A 17,221-nucleotide genomic window follows, 5' to 3' on the forward strand; every position below is an offset into this window, starting at 1 on the left:
TTCTCCTATTCGAACCAGTGGGAGGTGCCGCGGCCGACATACTGGCCGCTGCCCGGCTTGTTGAGGACCGTCTCGCCGTCGAAGGCGAGCGTGCCGCCGAGATAGGTCCGGGCCACCGTGACGGTGAACTCGCGGCCGTCAAAGGGGCTCCAGTTCAGCGCGTCATGGGCCTTGGCCGAATCCCAGACCTGGGCGGTCTTCGACAGGATGACGAAATCGGCATCCGCGCCGAGCTTGATTGCGCCCTTTTGCGGCCACAGGCCGAAGAACCGGGCCGGACGTTCGCAGAGTTGTTCCACGGTGATGCTGGCGGCATCGAGGTCGCGTTTGTCGGCGGCCGTGTAGAAAGCCGGCAGCAGCGTTTCGAGCCCCGGCACGCCGGCACCCGCCTCGAAGATCGAGGGCGTGAACTTGTTGTCGATCGGCCAGCTGGAATGGTCGGAGCTGACGAAGGCGACGCGGCCGGCGAGGATCTCGCCCCACAGCGCGTCGGTCTGGCCGGGCCGGATCGGCGGGTTGACCTTCATCCTGGCGCCGAGTTCGGCGCCGTCGACCTCCGGATCGAACCAGAGATAGTGGACACAGAGCTCGCCGGTCGCGCGGTAGCCGTCATTCAGGTAGTTGTCGACCAGCTGGAAGCCGCGCGCCGTTGTGAGATGCACGATATGGGCATGCGCATCGGCGGCCGCACCCAGTTCGAGGAACTGCGCGGTCGCGGCCATCTCGGCGGCCGGCGGCCGGCTTTCCGAATGGGCCTCGATGCCGTCGCGGCCGGCAGCCTTGGCGGCTGCGATATAGGCCCGGACGATTTCCTGGTCCTCGTTGTGAACACCAAGCGGGATCGGCGTTTCGGCAAGCGCCGAGAAAGTCGCAAGGATCTGCTCGGAGGCGATCCGAGGAAAGCGCGTCGGGCTGCTCTCGAAGGTCGAGATCTTGAAGGCGACGACGCCCTTTTCGATCAGCGGGCCTATCTCGTCGGTCGCCTGGCCGGGCATGATGGTGCCGTAGAGCGCGACATCGCAATGGGCATGCTCGCGCACCGCCGCCACCTTGTCGTCGAGACGCGCGACAGTGTTCAGCGGATCGGGATTGTCATAGGGCATGTCGACGATGGTGGTGACGCCGCCGGCGATGGCGGATGCGGTCGTCGAGCGGATGCCGGGCAGGCCGCCATAGCTGCAGGCATGGGTCTGGCCGTCGATCACGCCCGGAATGACGAGGTCCGGTCCGGCGTCGAAATGTTCGGCGGCTGCCGGCATTTCACCGGTGCCGATGGCGGCGATCTTGCCGGCGCTGACGGCGACCCAGGCATTTTCCACCGGGCCCTCGGGCAGCACCAGCGTGCCGCGAATGGTCAGATCAAAGCTCATTTGCTGGTCCTTTTATAGGCAAGGTCAAGCTGCGTGCAGGCGGCTGCGACGCCCGCCTGAACCGGGTCGATGACGGGGATGCCGAGGCTTTCCTGCAGCGCCTGGCGATAGGAGCCGAGGCCGGCACAGCCCAGGATGATGACATCGGCGCCATCCTCGTCGCGCAGCAGGCGGCCGCAGCGCGACACGGTCTCGACCACGTCACCGGCCATCAGTTCGACCACGGTCATGTCGATCGAGCGATCGCCGGCAAGCCTGCCGTCGATCTTCAGGGTCTTCAGATAGCGCAGGTGACGGTCGATCGAGGACTGGCCGAGCGATACGATGCCGAAGCGGCCGCCGAGGCTCAGTGCCGCCAGGTAGGCCGATTCGGCGATACCGACGACCGCACGGTCCGTTGCCTTGCGCGCCTCCGTGATTCCCGGGTCCGAGAAGCAGGCGAGCACAAAGGCGCCGGCGTCCGACCCGCCCACGGCTTCGAGCACGTTCGGAATGACTTCCTGGACATGCGCGTCGGTCTCGATGCCGGGCGGAGACTTGGCCAGTTCGATGCAGCGTATCTGATGCACAGTCGCAGCGATGACCGGGTCGAGACAGCGCTCCATGGACTGCGTCACGGAGACGGAACTGTTGGGATTAATCACCAGAATTTCGGACAAGGCACGCACCTGAAATAAGAACCGACAATGTTTGGATATCACCAAGATATTTCACGTGGTATATCAGATGAAGGGCCCTGTCAAAGGGTGGCGCGGCCGTCCGCCGGGATGCACGCCACCGCTGCGGAGGCCGTCCATCGAGGCTCGCATCCGGCGCATTGACAAAGATCGGCACGCTGCGCGAATTTAGCCTGAGGCGGCAACAACCGGAGGATTGCCCGTCCTTGTCCGGCAAAGCCGGTTGCACTAGATGTATCTATAAATATATCATCAAGCATCTTTGATATTTTCGCGAGGAGCAATGACCATTTCCGTCGACATCGAACCGGTGAAGACGCGCCAGCCCAAGAAGGCGACGAAGAGCCGGTCCCTGACGGAGAAGGTCTATGACCAGCTTCGTCACGAAATTCTCCGCTGCACGCTGAAGCCGGGCACGGAGCTGTCCGAGGCCGAGCTGGCCGCCCGCTTCAAGGTGTCGAAGACGCCGGTACGCGAGGCCTTGGCGGCCCTTCGTCTCGACGGGCTGATCCGCACCTTCCCCCGCAGGGGATACCAGGTGGCGCTGATCACGCTCGGCGATATCAACAGCCTTTTCGACGTGCGCACCATCCTCGAGGTCGGCGCCGCGGAGATCGCCACCAAGCGCATTTCCGAGGCCGATCTGGAGGAACTGCGACGGCTGGCCGAAGTGAGCTACGACCCGGGCACGGAGAGGACGCTCGCCTACTTCATCAATGCTAACCGGGACTTTCACCTCGCCATCGCGCGCGCATCCGGCAATGCGCGGCTGGTAAGCCTGCTCGAGCGCCAGATCGATGAACTCGAGCGCTTCTTCTACCTCGGCGCGACCCTGCGCGACGTAAACACCGAGACGAACAAGGAGCACCACGAGATCGTGGAAGTGCTGGCCTCGCGCGATCCCGATGCCGCCCGAGCGATCATGATCAAGCACAACAACGCCACGCGGCAGGGGCTGCTGTCGGCCTTGGCGCAGAGCATGAATTTCGGGGACATTTCCCTGTAAGCACTAAAAAGCCCGAGGCGCTCGCGCGCTTCGGGCGTCACGGCGGCGGCTATCATCCTCTGCCCCCATGCAGAGCGGACCTCTCGCTCGCACACCTCCCCGAACGATCGAAACCGTGATGCCGGGCCGGCGCCGGGCGCCTGGAACGCGCGCTGAAGCCTTCAAAAGCCTTCCAAAAAAATGTTGGACAATTTTCCGCGCTTGCACAATAGATATATCACAGTAAATATCAATCTACATACCAGACGCTTTTCCACGCGAGTCCTGAGTTCATGACGCCTCCCACCTCCGCCGCTGACACATCGCGGCCCGCCGATTTCAGCCGACTGTTCGAACCGCTTGCGATCAACGGCTGCAGCATCCGCAACCGGATCGTGCTGACCGGCCACGGAACCGGCATGCCGACCGACGGCACGCCGAACGACCAGATGGTCGCTTACTATGAGGAGCGGGCGAAGGGTGAGGTCGGCCTCATCATGCTCGGCACCCAGCAGGTCCATCCCTCCTCGCCCGGCATCACCGGCCTGCTCTGCAACTACGACGACCGGATCATTCCGGGCCTGAAGCGCGTGGCCGATGCCGTCCATCGCCACGGCGCGAAGATCTTCGGCTATCTCGGCCATATGGGCGTCGCGACCTCGGCGCGCCCCGTGCCGCTCTGGTCCGCCTCGCCGGTCTACGAGCACAAATACGGCGAAGTGGCCCATGCGATGACCAAGGCCGAGATCGACCTGATCATCGGGGCCTTCAAGGCGGCGGCGAAGCGCAATGTCGAGGCCGGCATGGACGGCATCGAGATCCATTGCGGCCATGGCCTGCTGCTGATGCAGTTCCTCTCGCCGCTCACCAATCTGCGCGAGGACGCATACGGCGGTTCGGTCGAGAACCGCACCCGCCTGCCGCGCGAGGTCCTGGCGGCCGTGCGAGAGGCGGTCGGCCCCGACGTGCCGCTCGGCGTTCGCATATCCGCTGACGAACTGGTGCCGGGCGGACTGACCATCGACGACATGGAGGAAATCTGTCCCATGCTCGTCGAGGCTGGCGCACTCGACTATATCGACGTGTCCGCCGGCAGCGACGGCGACTATGTCTCCAACATGCTGCACGAACCGCCGATGGGCCTGCCGCCCGCCCCCTATGCCAGCATGGCCGGCCGCATCCGCCGCGCCTGCCCGGGTGTTGCCATCCTGCACGCGACCCGCATCCACACCGCGGCCGAAGCCGAGGCGCTGTTGTCGCGCGGCGATGCCGACATGGCCGGCATGGTGCGCCCGCTGATCGCGGATCCCTATCTCCCGGCCAAGGCGCGCCGTGGCGAGGCCGAGCGGGTGACACCTTGCGTTGCCTGCGAGCAGGCCTGTTTCGGCCGGCTCTATCGCGGCCGCCACATTTCCTGCGTCGGCAATCCGACCACCGGCCGCGAACAGGCCTGGTATGCACTTCCCTCCCCTGCCCGTACCCGCAGGCTCTGCATCGTCGGCGCCGGCCCGGCCGGCATGGAGGCTGCCCGCGTTGCCGCCCTTCGCGGCCATGAGGTCGTACTCTTCGACGATCGCAACGAGCTCGGCGGCCGCATGAACACTGCCAAGCGTCCGGCCGGCCGCGCCGAATGGGGGCGGATGATCGCCCACAAGGCAGCCGAAATCGAACGCCTCGGCGTGACGCTGAAGCTCGGACGAATGGCCGATGCCGAAGCGATCCTCGCCGAGAAACCGGATGCCGTCTTCCTTGCCTGCGGTTCTGAGCAGAAGGCGATAGCCCTTCCCGGCGCCGAGGATGCGCCGATCGTCATCGTCGACAATGCCGTGCTCGATCCGGATCTCTGCGGCGAACGCATCCTGGTGATCGATAACATCAACCGGACGCCGGCCATGGCGACCGCGGTGCATCTGGCCAAGCTCGGTCGCCGCGTCGACATGAGCACCCAGGGCTTCTATGCCGGCCACAATCTGGTGATCCAGAACCTCAGCTTCTTCTGGCGCGAGGCCGCCCTCCACGGCGTGACCTTCCTGCCGGCCACCCGGCCGATCGCCTTCAACAAGGGCGAGGTCACGCTCGAGCATGTCTTCAGCCGTGAGCCGCTGCCGGTGCGCCAGTACGACACGATCGTCTGGGCAGACCCGGGCATACCGCGCGACGGCCTGCTTGCCGAACTCGAGGGCCGTGTCGGGGAAGTGCGCGCGATCGGCGACGCCTATGCGCCGCGCGACATCGAGGCCGCCTTTCTCGACGGCTACCAGGCCGCACTCTCACTCTGATCCGTACCAGCAAGCGAGGATTTTATCATGGACGAAAAAATTCAATGGGCCCGGCAGGAAGACGTTCCGCTCACCTGGGTGCACCAGGGCAAGGAATTCAGCCACCGGCTGATCACCAAGAAGCAGAACGGTTCAAGCTTCTCCTTCCACATCACCACCTACATGCCGAATTTCGACGTGATGGTCGAAGGCAACGGCATCAACGAAGTCGTTCTCTACTGCCTGCACGGCTGGTCCCGCCAGATCGTCGAGGCGACCGGCGAAGAGCGGATCTTCAAGCCGGGTGACGCCATGTACCTGCCGAAGACCTACCGCTATCGCCACATCATCGGTGAGGCGGGCCTGGTGGTCGCGGTCTGCGCCAATCCGTCGAAGGAGCACGGCGACATGTAATTTCCAAAGGACCCGGCCTTCAGCGCCGGGTTCTTCCTGTCTGCAGAAAGGACATGCGCATGGACCTGATGGACTGGAACAGTCTGACCCGCGCCGAACTTGGCGAACTTGCGCGATCGGGCGCCCTCGTCGTGGTGCCGACCGGGGCGATCGAGCAGCATGGCGATCACCTGGGCGTCGACACGGACACCCGTCTTGCGACCTCCGTGACGCGGCTCGCAGCAAGACAGGTGAGCGACCTGCCGATCGTGGTGGCACCCGCGGTGTCCTTCGGGTTCTCGCCCCACCACGCCGCCTGGCCGGGCACCATCACCCTCCGGCTGGAGACCTATGTCGCGTTGCTGCACGATATTGCCCTTTCGATCCTGCAGGCAGGCTTTCCCCGGGTGCTGTTCGTCAACGGTCACGGCGGCAACGAGGCGCCGCTGCGCAGCCTCGTCACCCAGATGGTCACGGACGGCTTTCCCGTCGGCATGATCAACTATTTTCAACCCTCGATCGCAGACTGGACGCCGCTGCTGAAGGGCGCGCTCGCGCGTGCGGGACATGCCTGCGAGCAGGAAACAGCGCTCACGCTTGCAATCCCCGAAACCGGTGCGCAGGAGCGGTCCCGCATCGCGCTGGCGATTGCCGGCCTCAAGCCGCGGACAGTCCAGCCGTGGATGGCGGATGGCGAGGAGATGGATCCGATCACGGCTGCCGGTGCCGGTTGGCCGCCGATCTTCCAGGAGGAGGATTGCGGCTATTACGGCGATCCGGCCGCGGCGACCGCCCAGACCGGCGCTGCCATCCTGCAGGTGACCGTGACCCGGCTTGCCGCCTTCTTCGAGGACTTCGCCGCCGCACCCCTGAGGGTCGGTGCGCGCAGAGGCACGGCAGCCGTCGCCGGCGCGCAACGCTGATGGCCAAGGGTGCGCGCCGGGTGGCGCGCGACCGGCGGCATTGCGGTTAATCCTCGCCTGCCTGCCTCCGGAGTAATCGCAAAGCCTGCAATTTGTGCGGCCTTCCCAAGGGCGCTGCACAGGCTTTAATCAAAAAATCTCATAAAAATTTTTATGATATATCACATGATATTTTTCATTGAACTTCGCCGGGGTTTTTGATCATATTCCCTTGCTCAAAGCCCTGTCGGAACAAACGCCCAGCGTCAGGCCGAACGACAAACCAGAGAGGATCGACATGAGAATGAATTTCAAGACGACTGCCGCGACCATCGCCCTCGGCCTCGGTATCGCCATGTCCGGTGCGGCTGCCCATGCCGACGGCATCGATCTCGACAAGCTCGACATCCACCTGGAGGCGCCGAAGCCCTGGCCGCTGGCCAACCTGGTCGAGGCCGGCAAGCTGACCATGGTGACCACCGCCAAGACCCCGAAGGAAACCTTCATCGGCGACGACGGCAACCTGCAGGGCGCGCGCATCGATCTTTGGACCAAAATGGCCGGCGATCTCGGCCTGGAACCCAATTTCGTCAAGTCGGACTGGGCCGGCGTCATGCCGGGTCTGGCTGCCAACCGCTTCGACCTCGGCTGCGAAGGGGCAAGCTGGACCAATGAGCGCCTGACCTCCAAGGACTTCTTCCTGACCCGCCCGGTCAAGGTTCAGGTCAATGTCGCGGTCGTGCGCAAGGATTCCGGCATCGCGTCTTTCGACGACATGAAGGACAAGAAGGTCGGCGGCGTGAAGGGCGAGATCGAGCTCAAGAGCCTGCTGACCAAGCTCGATGAAAGCGAAGACAGCGCACTGGCCCTGCCGGGTGTCGCCGAAGCCCGCCTGGCCCTGCTCAACCACCAGATCGACGTCTACGGCACCGGCCTGCACGCAGCGACCTCGGTTCTCGACGGCCCGGACGGTGATCAGTTCATGATCATCCCGACCCCGACCTCGGTGGGCGTCGGCGGCTTCTGCGTCAACGGTCGCGAACCCGACCTGCTCGTTGCCGTCAACTTCCTGATGGCCAAGTATCGCGCCGACGGCACGATCAAGGAACTCAACGAGAAGTGGGGCCTGCCGGACACGTCCGACCTGCTGGCCAAGCTCGGCTACTGATCTGAACCGGATCGGCAATGGAACTCGATTTCTCAGTCTGGGCGCATCGCGGGCCTTATATCCTTCAGGGGTTCTGGCTCACTTTGCTGCTGGTCGCGGCGGTCCTCGTCATCAGTGCGCCCCTGGCCCTGGTGACGGGCCTGGCGCTGACATCCCGCAGCCGTGCGCTCCGGCTGATCTTTTCCGTTGCAAGCTGGCTGGTGAGGGGGGTGCCCCCCCTCATCATTCTTCTGGCGGCCTATTACGTGCTGCCGATCGTTCTCGACATCCGGCTGGAGCCGCTATCGGCGGCAATCTGTGGCTTCGTGCTCTACCAGACCTTCATATTCGGCGAGGTTGTGGCCTCCGGCATTCGCGCCGTGCCGCGCGGCCAGCATGAGGCGATCGCCGCGATCGGCCTGCCGCCGCTGCGGGCACTGCGGCGCATCATCCTGCCGCAGGCGATGCCGGTGATCATTCCGCCCTACATCTCCTATGCGACCGATACCGTGAAGAGCACGGCGCTTGTCGGTTCGATCGGCGTGATGGAACTCGTCACCCGCGCCAACCAGGCGATCGTCGCCAGCAACCGCCCGTTCGAGATCCTGATCGGCGTTGCGGTCATCTACGGCCTGATCGACGCCGTGCTGATCGGCATCCAGATGTGGTCCGAGCGGCACTGGGGTCGCGCGCGGAGGCGTTCGGCATGAATTTCGACACCGCAATCCTGCTCGACAATCTGCCTTCGCTGATCAAGGGCATCAAGACGACCATCTGGCTGTTCCTGGCGATCATGACCTTGTGCACGCCGCTGGCCCTGCTTGTCGCGCTTGCCCGTCTGTCGCGCAACCGGTTCCTGCGTTCGGCCGGCGCAAGCTATGTCAACTTCATCCGGGCCCTGCCGCTCCTCGTCATCCTGTTCTTCACCTTCTACGGCCTGCCGGCGCTCGGCGTGTTCGTCTCGCCCTTCGTCGCGGCGATGATCGGCCTGACGATCGTCACGACAGCCTATATGGCCGAGGACATGCGCGGCGCCTTGATGGCGATCCCGCGCGGCCAGTACGAGGCAGCCGACGCGCTCGGCCTCACGCCCTGGCGTTTCGTCCGCCGCATCCTCATCCCGCAGGCGCTGCCGATCCTCTGCGCGCCCTATTTCACCCGGGCGATCGTGACGGTGAAGGCGACCTCGATCGCCTCGATGGTGGCCGTCGGCGAACTGACCTCCGAAAGCATGGCAAAAATCACCGAGACCTACCGCTCGGTGGAATTCCTCGCCTTCGCTGCCGTCGTCTATCTGCTGCTCAGCTCCGTGCTCGCATTGCTCCAGGCCTGGGTGCAGCGGCGCGTGCGCCTGCCCTGACCGCCAAGAAAGTCACGTTCATGGACGAGATCCAAACCGCAACCGATGCCAAGATGCCGCGCTTCATGCTCGAGATGATCGATCTGCGCAAATCCTGGGGCGACAAGACCGTGCTGAAGGGCATCGACCTGCGCGTTCCTCCCGGGCAGGTCGTCTCGCTGATCGGCGCCTCCGGCTCGGGCAAGTCGACACTGCTGCGCTGCGTCAACTATCTGGAGACACCCGATGCGGGGTCCGCCATCCTGATCAACGGCGAGATGATCGGCGGACCCGACCCGTCGCATGTATCGGCAAGGCTGCTGCGCAAGCAGCGCGCGCAGGTCGGCATGGTGTTCCAGCATTTCAATCTCTTCCCCAACATGACCGCGCTGCAGAATGTCTGCGAAGGGCCGCTTGCCCACAACCGCGGCACCAAGGCGGAAATCCGCGATCTTGCCATGGGACTATTGGAGCGCGTCGGCCTTGCCGAGCGCGCCTCCCACTATCCGAGCCAGCTCTCCGGCGGCCAGCAGCAACGCGTGGCGATCGCCCGTTCGCTGGCGATGAAGCCGAAGCTGATGCTGTTCGACGAAGTCACCTCCGCACTCGACCCGGAACTGGTCGACGATGTGTTGAAGGTCATGCGCGAACTCGCGGAGGACGGCATGACCATGCTGGTCGTCACCCACGAGATGGCCTTTGCTGAGGATGTCGGCGACCGCGTGATCTTCATGGCCGACGGAAAGATCCTGGAGGACGGAACGCCGGCCGACGTCATCCGCAATCCGCAGCACGAGCGCACCCGCGCCTTTCTCAGCCGCGCCGTTCGCAATCGCTAGGAACGAATTCCATGGTCTCCGAAACCTTCGGCGCATCCCTCTGGTCCGCCATCACCGCACCCGCCACCCCTTATCCGCAACTGGCCGAAGACTGCGAGGTCGATATCATCGTCGTCGGCGCCGGCTATCTCGGCATGAACACCGCCTATCAGCTGGCTGTCTCCGGGCTGAAGGTTGCGCTCATCGAGGCGACAGAGCCGGGCTTCGGCGCCTCCGGCCGCAATACCGGCTTTGTCGTGCCGACGCTGAAGAAGGCATTGTCGCCCTCCAGTGTGGTGGCAAGGTTCGGGGAGAAGCGCGGCGAAGCCTTCAATGCCATGATCGGCGGATCCGGCACGCACCTGTTCTCGCTGATGCGGGAAAACCGGATGGACTGCGCCGCAGAGCAGACCGGCTGGATGCAGCCCGCACATTCGCGCAGCGCTCTTGCCGGCTGTGCCGCCCAGGTGGCCGATTGGCAGCAGCGCGGCTTTTCCGCCGAACTGCTCGACGGCGCGGAAACCGAACGCCGCACCGGCATGAAGGGCTATCACGGTGCCATGCTGCTTTCGACCGGCGGGCAGATCAATCCGCTGGCCTATGCGCGGGAGCTGGCCCGCGCCTGCGTCGCCAGGGGCGTCAGGCTCTTCGCCCGCTCGCCGGTCACCGATATTGTCGCCGACGGCAGCCGCTGGATCGTCAAGTCCGCCAACGGCCAGATACGCGGCGGCCAGGTGGTCCTCACCACCAATGCCATGGTCGGCAAGCTCTGCCCCAAGGTCGATGCCGCGATCATTCCGACACGCAGCTTCCAGATCGCCACCCAGCGTTTCGGCGAGGACATGCAGCAGCGCATTCTTTCGGCCCGGTCGCCGATCGCCGACAGCCGCCGGCATCTCTTCGCCGCCCGCTGGTCACCCGACGGTCGCATTGTCGGCGGCGGCCTGGTCTATCCCGGTCCCTTCCGAATGGCGCGCACCCGCAAGCGTTTCGAGAAGCGCTTCCAGCAGTTCCTGCCCGAACTCGGCTCCGTCAGGGCAGAATATGTCTGGACTGGAACGGTCGCCGTCACGCTCGACGCCCTGCCGCGGCTGTTCACCCTCGCACCCGGCCTCTGGGCGCCGATCGGCTGCAATGGCCGCGGTGTCGCCCTGACAGCTGCCTTCGGTCGTGAACTTGCGAACTTCCTTGCCGGCAAGGTCAGTGCGGATGATTTCGTCGTACCGATAACGGCACCGGATCCGATCCCGCTGCGCAGCTTTGCAACGCTCGGTCCCTATTTCTGGCTCCCCTACAGCGAAATGAAGGATCGGCAGGAAACGGAAATCCCGGCCTGATCATCTGTTTACCCCCCCGGGCGAAGGATCGCCCCACCTTGAACCTCCGGCACGCAATTGCCGGAGTTTTTTCATGCGTCCGCGATGATGAAATCGCTCGCACGCTGCGCGATCATCATCGTCGGGAAATGCAGGGCGGCATTGGGGATTACCGGCATGACGGAGGCATCGGCAATGCGAAGCCCTGAAAGGCCGCGCAGGCGAAGCTTCGGATCGGTGACGGCCTGCGCGTCGCGGCCCATCCTTGCGGTGCCGGCCATGTGATAGGCGGTGCCGATGGCGCACGTGATCTCGCCGGCATCGACGGTCTTGAAAACGCCGGGATCGGCGATGTGGGGGCGGAAGGCCGGGCGGGACAGGATATCCTGCACCCGCGCGACGGCACTGACCATGAAGGCTCTATCGCGCGGATCGGAGAGCGCGCCGGTGTCCACCGCGAGGCGCCCGGACGCCTGGATCGTCACCCGCCCGCGCGAAAACGGGCTACCTTGCTGGACTGCGATGGATACACCATGGCGGCGCGGGACCAAGGGAGGCTTGCCGGGCGCGGACAGCGGAAACAGGGCGGGCGAGAGGACAAGCTGAGCGTCCGCGACCGCCTCATCGTCTCCCGCCGGGAAATAGCCGGCGACCTGGAAAAGCCCCTGTGCCAGCGGGCCATCCCGCCGGCCGAGCCAGCGCAATCCGGCCGCCACGGCGCGGTTCGGACGCAGGAGGCCCCTCAGGCTTCCGCCATGCGTCGGCACCCGCATCAGATAGGAGGGATGGTTTTGCAGATTGCCTCCGAGCTCGGGATGGTCGAGTTCTGGCGTGATGCCGGCAGAGCCGAGCATGGCGGCGGGACCGATCCCGCTTCGCATCAGGATGCCGGTCGTGCCAATCGCACCGGCACAGAGGACGCATTCGCGGGTGATTTCGATGCGCTCTTCCTGACCCCGATAGCGCAGCAAGAGCGCGGCCACGCGACCGCTCACGACATCGAGACGCTCGACTGATCGGCCCGCGAGGATCGTCAGATTGGCGGGACATTCCGGCAGGAAGGCGCGGCTCGCCGAATGGCGACGGCCGCCCTTTATATTGACATCGGTGAAGCCGAAGCGCGCGCCGCCGGCACCGTTCAGGTCATCGACAAGCGGAAAGCCCGCCTCGCCGGCGGCTGCGAGGAAGGCGTGGGGCAGGGGACCATAGGGCTCGATCGGCCGCACCGCCATCGGTCCGTCGCCGCCATGCAGCGGAGACGGACCACGGGTCGAATGTTCGAGACGGCGAAAAGCATCGAGACAGGCCTCGAACGACCATTCAGGTCCGGCCGCGTCCGCCCAAGACAGGTAATCGCGGGTCTCGCCGCGGCTCACCACCATGCCGTTGATTTCGGAGGAGCCGCCGAAGATCCGGCCCTGATAGAGCAGCGTGTCGCGGCCCGCATGCCGCGCGGGATGCCGCCAGTTGACCCCGCGGGCGAAGGGCGCGTAGCCGGAAAGCAGCGGTATGGCATTCAGAAGGCCGGGTCTCTTCGACCCGGCCTCGATCAGCAGGATCCGCGCCTCGGGAAGGGCGTGGGCAAGGCGGGCCGCGATCAGACAGCCGGCCGCCCCTGCCCCGACAATGGCGAAATCGGCAACGGCCCTGCCGGTCACTTGCCGGTCACTTGCCGATGCTGTCGAGCGGAAGCGGCTTGCCGACCCACTTCTTGGTGATCGCCTCGAGCGAGCCGTCCTTCTTGTAGCCTTCGATCAGCGCGTCGATCTTCTCGGCGAGCGGCTTGTTGCCCGGCTGGATGACGAGTGCGTTGCCGCCGACGTCCAGCGATGTGCTGAGCATGGCGAGCGGACGATCGGTGGACTGGATCAGATAGGCCGGGGTGATGTAATTGCCGACCAGCGCGTCGATCCGCTTGTTCTGCAGGTCGAGCAGCAATTCCGTCCAGCCGGGATATTCGCGCGGCGTGCCGATGCAGTCGTCGCCGAACTTCTTGGCGAGAGCCTTGATCTGGGTCGCGCCCTTGACGATGCCGAGCTGCTTGCCGCAGAGATCCTTCCAGTCCTTGATGTCGGTGGTGTCCTTGTGCATCGCGGCTCCGGTGCCGTTGGCGACATAGGCCTGGGTGACGAAGAAGTCGGCCGAAGCCACGCGCTCGGGTGTGCGGGCAACCGAGGAGGCAACCATGTCGAAACGGTTGGACTGCACGCCGGCGAGCATGCCCGACCAGTCGAGAACCACGAATTCCGGTTCGAGGCCGAGGTCCTTGGCAATTTTCTTGGCAAGATCGATGTCGAGGCCGGTCAGTTCGGCATTTTCGTCATACATGGTGGACGGCGGCGACGAACCGGTGGTGCCGATCGTCAGCTTGCCGGAGGTGACGAGATTGTCCGCAAGCCCTTCGGCATGGGTCGCGGGAGCCGCGGCGGCAAACAGGCTGGCTGCGACAGCAGCACAGGCGAGCGAAAACGTGAAGCGCATGAATTTCCCTCTTTCGGTTATACTGGCTTTGAACGATTGCCAGCTTGACGCACGCGACAGGATATCTGATTAGATATGTCAGCTGATATATCATCGAGCACATCTAACTCTATGTCCGTCACAATCCGATCTGCAAGCGTTTTTCGCATCCGCATTCCACTTTCTGCGCCCTATCTGATCTCGCGTGGTGCACTGCACGCGTTCGACAATATCGTTGTCAGACTGGAAACCGATGACGGCATTTCAGGCTATGGCGAGGCGGTGCCGGTGTCCCTGACCGAGGACCCCGCGGATTTCGAGACACTGCTGCGCGATCATCTGGTGCCGATGGTGGTCGGGCAATCCCTCGATCTTGGCAACGATGCCTTTGCGACGATCGAAGCGCTGGTCGATCAGCTGCTGCCGGTCGCCGGCAAGGATGCCGCCACCGTGACGGCCATCGACCAGGCCCTGTTCGACATTGCCGGCCATGCCGCCGGCCGCTCCGTCGGCACCCTGCTGGGAGCCGACGATACGCGCCGGACGCTGATCGACTACACCATGGGCGCCTTGCCGGTCGGCGAGACCGCGCCCCGCGCCCTGGCGATGATCGACAATGGCTATGCCGGTGTCGTGGTGAAGATTACCTGCAAGGACTTCGAGGAAGATCTGGCCCGCGTGCGCACCGTGTGCGATGCGCTGTCCGGTCATGCGCGGCGCCCGAGCATCCGGGTCGATGCCAATGGCGGCTTCGACGTCGACAATGCCCGCCGTTTCCTCGATGGGCTGCGGGGACTGCCGATCGCATTCGTCGAGCAGCCGGTTGCAGCCGGAGACCTCAAGGGCATGCGCGCCTGTCGCGAGTGCGGCATTGCGATCGCCGCCGATGAATCACTCAAGCTGCCGTCGGATGCTGTAGCTCTGGTGGCGGAAGGCGCCTGCGACGTGCTGAACGTCAAGGTGACCAAGGCCGGCGGCATCGTCCAGTCGATGCGGGTGGCAAGGATCGCTGAGGCCGCCGGGCTGCCGTTGGTGATCGGTGGCGGCCTGACCTACGGCATTTCACGTTTTGCCAGCCAGCATATAGCCGCCGCGACGACGGCAACGGCCGGCATCTGCCACCAGGGCCCGGGACCGGCAAGCCAGGCGCTGACCGGCGACATCACCACGCCGCGCCTGACGCCGAGGGATATTGCAGAGACCGGCGGCTATGTCGTGGCGCCTAAAGTGCCCGGCCTCGGTTTTGCGATCGACGCGACGGCGCTGGACGACTTCAGAGTTTAGGAGATAACCCCGTGAAGCTTGGACTGATCACAACCGGCCAGGGGCCGCGCATCGCCTACGAGCACTATTTCTCCGGGATCGGGCGCGCGCTCGGTCTCAAATGCGAGGTCGAAAGCCGGCATATCCTCGATCCGCTGACCTGGGACGAGATCAGGGAGCATCTTGCCGCCGAGGGCCGGCCGGTGCTGGGCGCGCATGTGCATGTGCCGGGCGCCACCGGCAACCGCCTCGGCGAGGGCTGGGACCATGTCTATGTCGATCTCGAATGGGCCTATGGCTATTTCCAGCGGGCGATCGACGAACTGGAGGCGGCCGGGGCCGGCTCTATTGTGCTTTGCTGCGGCACCGAGTTTGCCGCCGACCAGTTTCGCGCCGGCGTGCCGCTGATTGCCCCCTGCGCCTCCGTGATGCAGGTCGTGGCCCGTGCCGCAGCCTCGCGCGAAAAATTGCGGCTGGGCCTGATGAGCTCGATCGGCCATGCGGCCCAGGACGTCGCGCTCTGGCAGCAGCAGCCTTTCGCCGATCGGCTGGAGGTCGTCTACGAAGGCTTCGAGGGCAATCTGATGCCGGCTGCCGAACGACTGGCAAAGACCCGCCATGACCTGGTGGTGGTCTGGAGCTTCGGCCTCGGCACGGCCGAAAGCGATATCGACAGGATGCCGGAAGCGCTGGAAAACCTCTTCGGCTGTCCCGTGATCATGCCGCACCGGCTGGCCGCGCTGACGGCACTCGCCGTGCTTCCCGCAGGCTTCGACGACAAGGCGATGGCGCTGCCCCGCGCCTGACCGCGACCGGGCGGGCGGCTCAGCCGCCTGCCGTGATCGCCTGCATCTTGGCGATCCGTTCGGCCCGCTGCGCCTTCCACTCCGGGCTGAAGCGCCGCTCGGCCACACCCTGCAGCCCGATCAGCAGGCTGTTGAGCGCAAGATAGACGACGGCAGCGAGCAGCAGGAATTCCACCGGGCGATAAGTCTCCGAAATCAGGCCGGAGATCGTCGCCATGAATTCCGGAACTGCGACGAGGCCGGCCAGCGACGTGCCCTTGAGGTTGAGTGTCAGGTTGGAGAACAGCGGCGGGATCGCAATCGGCAGCGCCTGCGGCAACACGACCTTCCAGATCATCACGTTCCGTCTGAGGCCGAGCGCGCGGCAGGCCTCGATCTGTCCCTCCGGCACGGCGCGGAGACCGGCGGCGAGAAACTCGACATTGTAGCCCATCGCCGAGATCACCAGCGCAACAAGCGCCGAGAGCATCGGCGGCAGGTAGATGCCGAGCGCCGGCAGGCCGAAATAGGCAAAGAACAGCAGGACCAGCGTCGGCACGGCCCGCATCAGCCAGGAAAAGCCGTTGACGCTCCAGCGCATCCAGGCCGGCCCGTATTCCCGGCCGAGCGCCAGCGGCAAGGCCAGAAGCGGCGCCAGCGTGCCGACCACCAGCATCAGCGCGATGGTCATCAGAATGCCGTGCAGCAAGGTCGCGGTATAGGCGGTGAAGAGAGAGAAATCCATCAGCGGGCTCCCGTGCGGCCGGGGATGACATAACGGCGGCGCACCGTATGTTCGAGCGCCATGATGATGCTGGAGAGCACGATATAGGAGATCATCGCGATCAGCATGAGCTCGAAGGGTTTCTGCAGCACATCGATCAGCCGCTTGGCCATGCCCATGATCTCGACGACGGCGACGGCGGAGGCGACCGAGGTCCGCTTCAGCGAAGTGCAGGCAAAGGTGAGCAGCGGCGGCAGAGCGACCCGCATCACCTGCGGCAGGATCACATGCCGGTAGCTGTTCCATTTCGACAGGCCGAGCGCCCAGGCGGCTTCCGACTGGTGCCTGGAAACGGCGGTAAAGGCGCCGCGCAGGACCTCGAATTCATAGGCCGACGCGATCAGTGCAAGCCCGATCACCGCCGCCTGGACGGGAGAGAGCGAGATCCCGAGCTTCGGCAGGGCGAGAAAGCAGAACATCAGCACGACGAGTTCGGGAAGCCCGCGGAAGATCCAGGAGTAGAGCGCGGTCGCGCGCCTGAACAGAGGATTGCGGGCGGCATTGGCACTGACGGAGAACACCAGAGCGATCGCCAAGGACAGCAGTTGGGCGAGAACAAAGACCTCGATCGTCAGCCAGATCGCGGGGAGGAAACGCGGGAAGAACCGGATGATCACGGCCCAGTCAAAATCATACCCCAAGACATTCTCCTGTTTTCGGGCTTGCCTAGATATATCAATAGAAATATCACAGGTACAAGGCCCGAGATGAGCGGAAGACGGAA

17 protein-coding genes are annotated in these 17,221 nt (G+C 64.7%); 11 read left to right on the forward strand and 6 right to left on the reverse strand.

What is annotated here, in order from left to right; translation table 11 throughout:
* Positions 1–5: 5 nt before the first annotated feature.
* Positions 6–1,370: a dihydroorotase gene (locus J2Z17_RS03860; RefSeq protein WP_209942402.1), complete on the reverse strand. Its 1,365-nt coding sequence runs from the start codon at positions 1,368–1,370 to the stop codon at positions 6–8.
* On the reverse strand, positions 1,367–2,029 hold the full coding sequence (locus J2Z17_RS03865) for an aspartate/glutamate racemase family protein (RefSeq protein ID WP_209942403.1): 663 nt from the start codon (positions 2,027–2,029) through the stop codon (positions 1,367–1,369). Before J2Z17_RS03865 ends, J2Z17_RS03860 begins: the two co-directional genes overlap by 4 nt.
* A 301-nt stretch (positions 2,030–2,330) precedes the next feature.
* On the opposite strand from J2Z17_RS03865, the gene J2Z17_RS03870 reads away from it, so the two are divergent.
* The 9 genes from J2Z17_RS03870 to J2Z17_RS03910 all read left to right on the forward strand — a co-directional run bounded on the left by J2Z17_RS03870 (position 2,331) and on the right by J2Z17_RS03910 (position 11,226).
* Complete coding sequence (locus J2Z17_RS03870; protein ID WP_209942404.1) at positions 2,331–3,053, forward strand: GntR family transcriptional regulator; 723 nt, start codon at positions 2,331–2,333, stop codon at positions 3,051–3,053.
* Positions 3,054–3,325: 272 nt separating this feature from the next.
* Positions 3,326–5,311: an oxidoreductase gene (locus tag J2Z17_RS03875; RefSeq protein ID WP_209942405.1), complete on the forward strand. Its 1,986-nt coding sequence runs from the start codon at positions 3,326–3,328 to the stop codon at positions 5,309–5,311.
* Positions 5,312–5,338: 27 nt separating this feature from the next.
* Positions 5,339–5,704 carry a cupin domain-containing protein gene (locus tag J2Z17_RS03880; RefSeq protein ID WP_209942406.1) on the forward strand — a complete coding sequence of 122 codons (366 nt, stop codon included), beginning with the start codon at positions 5,339–5,341 and terminating at the stop codon, positions 5,702–5,704.
* Positions 5,705–5,763: 59 nt separating this feature from the next.
* On the forward strand, positions 5,764–6,606 hold the full coding sequence (locus J2Z17_RS03885; RefSeq protein ID WP_245223858.1) for a creatininase family protein: 843 nt from the start codon (positions 5,764–5,766) through the stop codon (positions 6,604–6,606).
* A 277-nt stretch (positions 6,607–6,883) separates the two neighbouring features.
* Positions 6,884–7,753, forward strand: a complete 870-nt coding sequence (locus tag J2Z17_RS03890; RefSeq protein ID WP_209942409.1) for a substrate-binding periplasmic protein — start codon at positions 6,884–6,886, stop codon at positions 7,751–7,753.
* Between the two features lie 17 nt (positions 7,754–7,770).
* Complete coding sequence (locus tag J2Z17_RS03895) at positions 7,771–8,442, forward strand: amino acid ABC transporter permease (protein ID WP_209942411.1); 672 nt, start codon at positions 7,771–7,773, stop codon at positions 8,440–8,442.
* A complete protein-coding gene (locus tag J2Z17_RS03900) occupies positions 8,439–9,092 on the forward strand; it encodes an amino acid ABC transporter permease (RefSeq protein ID WP_209942413.1) in 654 nt (217 codons plus the stop codon). Before J2Z17_RS03895 ends, J2Z17_RS03900 begins: the two co-directional genes overlap by 4 nt.
* Before the next feature lie 20 nt (positions 9,093–9,112).
* Positions 9,113–9,910, forward strand: a complete 798-nt coding sequence (locus J2Z17_RS03905) for an amino acid ABC transporter ATP-binding protein (RefSeq protein WP_280923333.1) — start codon at positions 9,113–9,115, stop codon at positions 9,908–9,910.
* 11 nt (positions 9,911–9,921) lie between these two features.
* Positions 9,922–11,226, forward strand: coding sequence for an NAD(P)/FAD-dependent oxidoreductase (locus tag J2Z17_RS03910; protein WP_209942415.1), 1,305 nt, complete (start codon positions 9,922–9,924; stop codon positions 11,224–11,226).
* 71 nt (positions 11,227–11,297) lie between these two features.
* On the opposite strand, the gene J2Z17_RS25505 is transcribed toward J2Z17_RS03910, so the two are convergent.
* Positions 11,298–12,863 carry a GMC family oxidoreductase gene (locus J2Z17_RS25505; protein WP_209942417.1) on the reverse strand — a complete coding sequence of 522 codons (1,566 nt, stop codon included), beginning with the start codon at positions 12,861–12,863 and terminating at the stop codon, positions 11,298–11,300.
* A 7-nt stretch (positions 12,864–12,870) separates the two neighbouring features.
* Positions 12,871–13,686: a substrate-binding periplasmic protein gene (locus J2Z17_RS03920; protein WP_209942419.1), complete on the reverse strand. Its 816-nt coding sequence runs from the start codon at positions 13,684–13,686 to the stop codon at positions 12,871–12,873.
* A 111-nt stretch (positions 13,687–13,797) separates the two neighbouring features.
* On the opposite strand from J2Z17_RS03920, the gene J2Z17_RS03925 reads away from it, so the two are divergent.
* Together J2Z17_RS03925 and J2Z17_RS03930 are read left to right on the forward strand one after the other, a co-directional pair.
* Positions 13,798–14,949, forward strand: coding sequence for a mandelate racemase/muconate lactonizing enzyme family protein (locus tag J2Z17_RS03925; RefSeq protein WP_209942421.1), 1,152 nt, complete (start codon positions 13,798–13,800; stop codon positions 14,947–14,949).
* Between the two features lie 11 nt (positions 14,950–14,960).
* On the forward strand, positions 14,961–15,734 hold the full coding sequence (locus J2Z17_RS03930; RefSeq protein ID WP_209942423.1) for an AroM family protein: 774 nt from the start codon (positions 14,961–14,963) through the stop codon (positions 15,732–15,734).
* Between the two features lie 19 nt (positions 15,735–15,753).
* Here the strand turns inward: J2Z17_RS03930 and J2Z17_RS03935 are convergent, their stop codons facing one another.
* Together J2Z17_RS03935 and J2Z17_RS03940 are read right to left on the reverse strand one after the other, a co-directional pair.
* Positions 15,754–16,458 (reverse strand): amino acid ABC transporter permease, encoded by a 705-nt coding sequence (locus J2Z17_RS03935; protein ID WP_209942425.1) that lies wholly within the window; start codon positions 16,456–16,458, stop codon positions 15,754–15,756.
* On the reverse strand, positions 16,458–17,138 hold the full coding sequence (locus J2Z17_RS03940) for an amino acid ABC transporter permease (RefSeq protein ID WP_209942427.1): 681 nt from the start codon (positions 17,136–17,138) through the stop codon (positions 16,458–16,460). Before J2Z17_RS03940 ends, J2Z17_RS03935 begins: the two co-directional genes overlap by 1 nt.
* Positions 17,139–17,221 lie beyond the last annotated feature (83 nt).

Source organism: Heterorhizobium halophytocola, assembly GCF_017873095.1.
GTDB lineage: Bacteria > Pseudomonadota > Alphaproteobacteria > Rhizobiales > Rhizobiaceae > Allorhizobium > Allorhizobium halophytocola.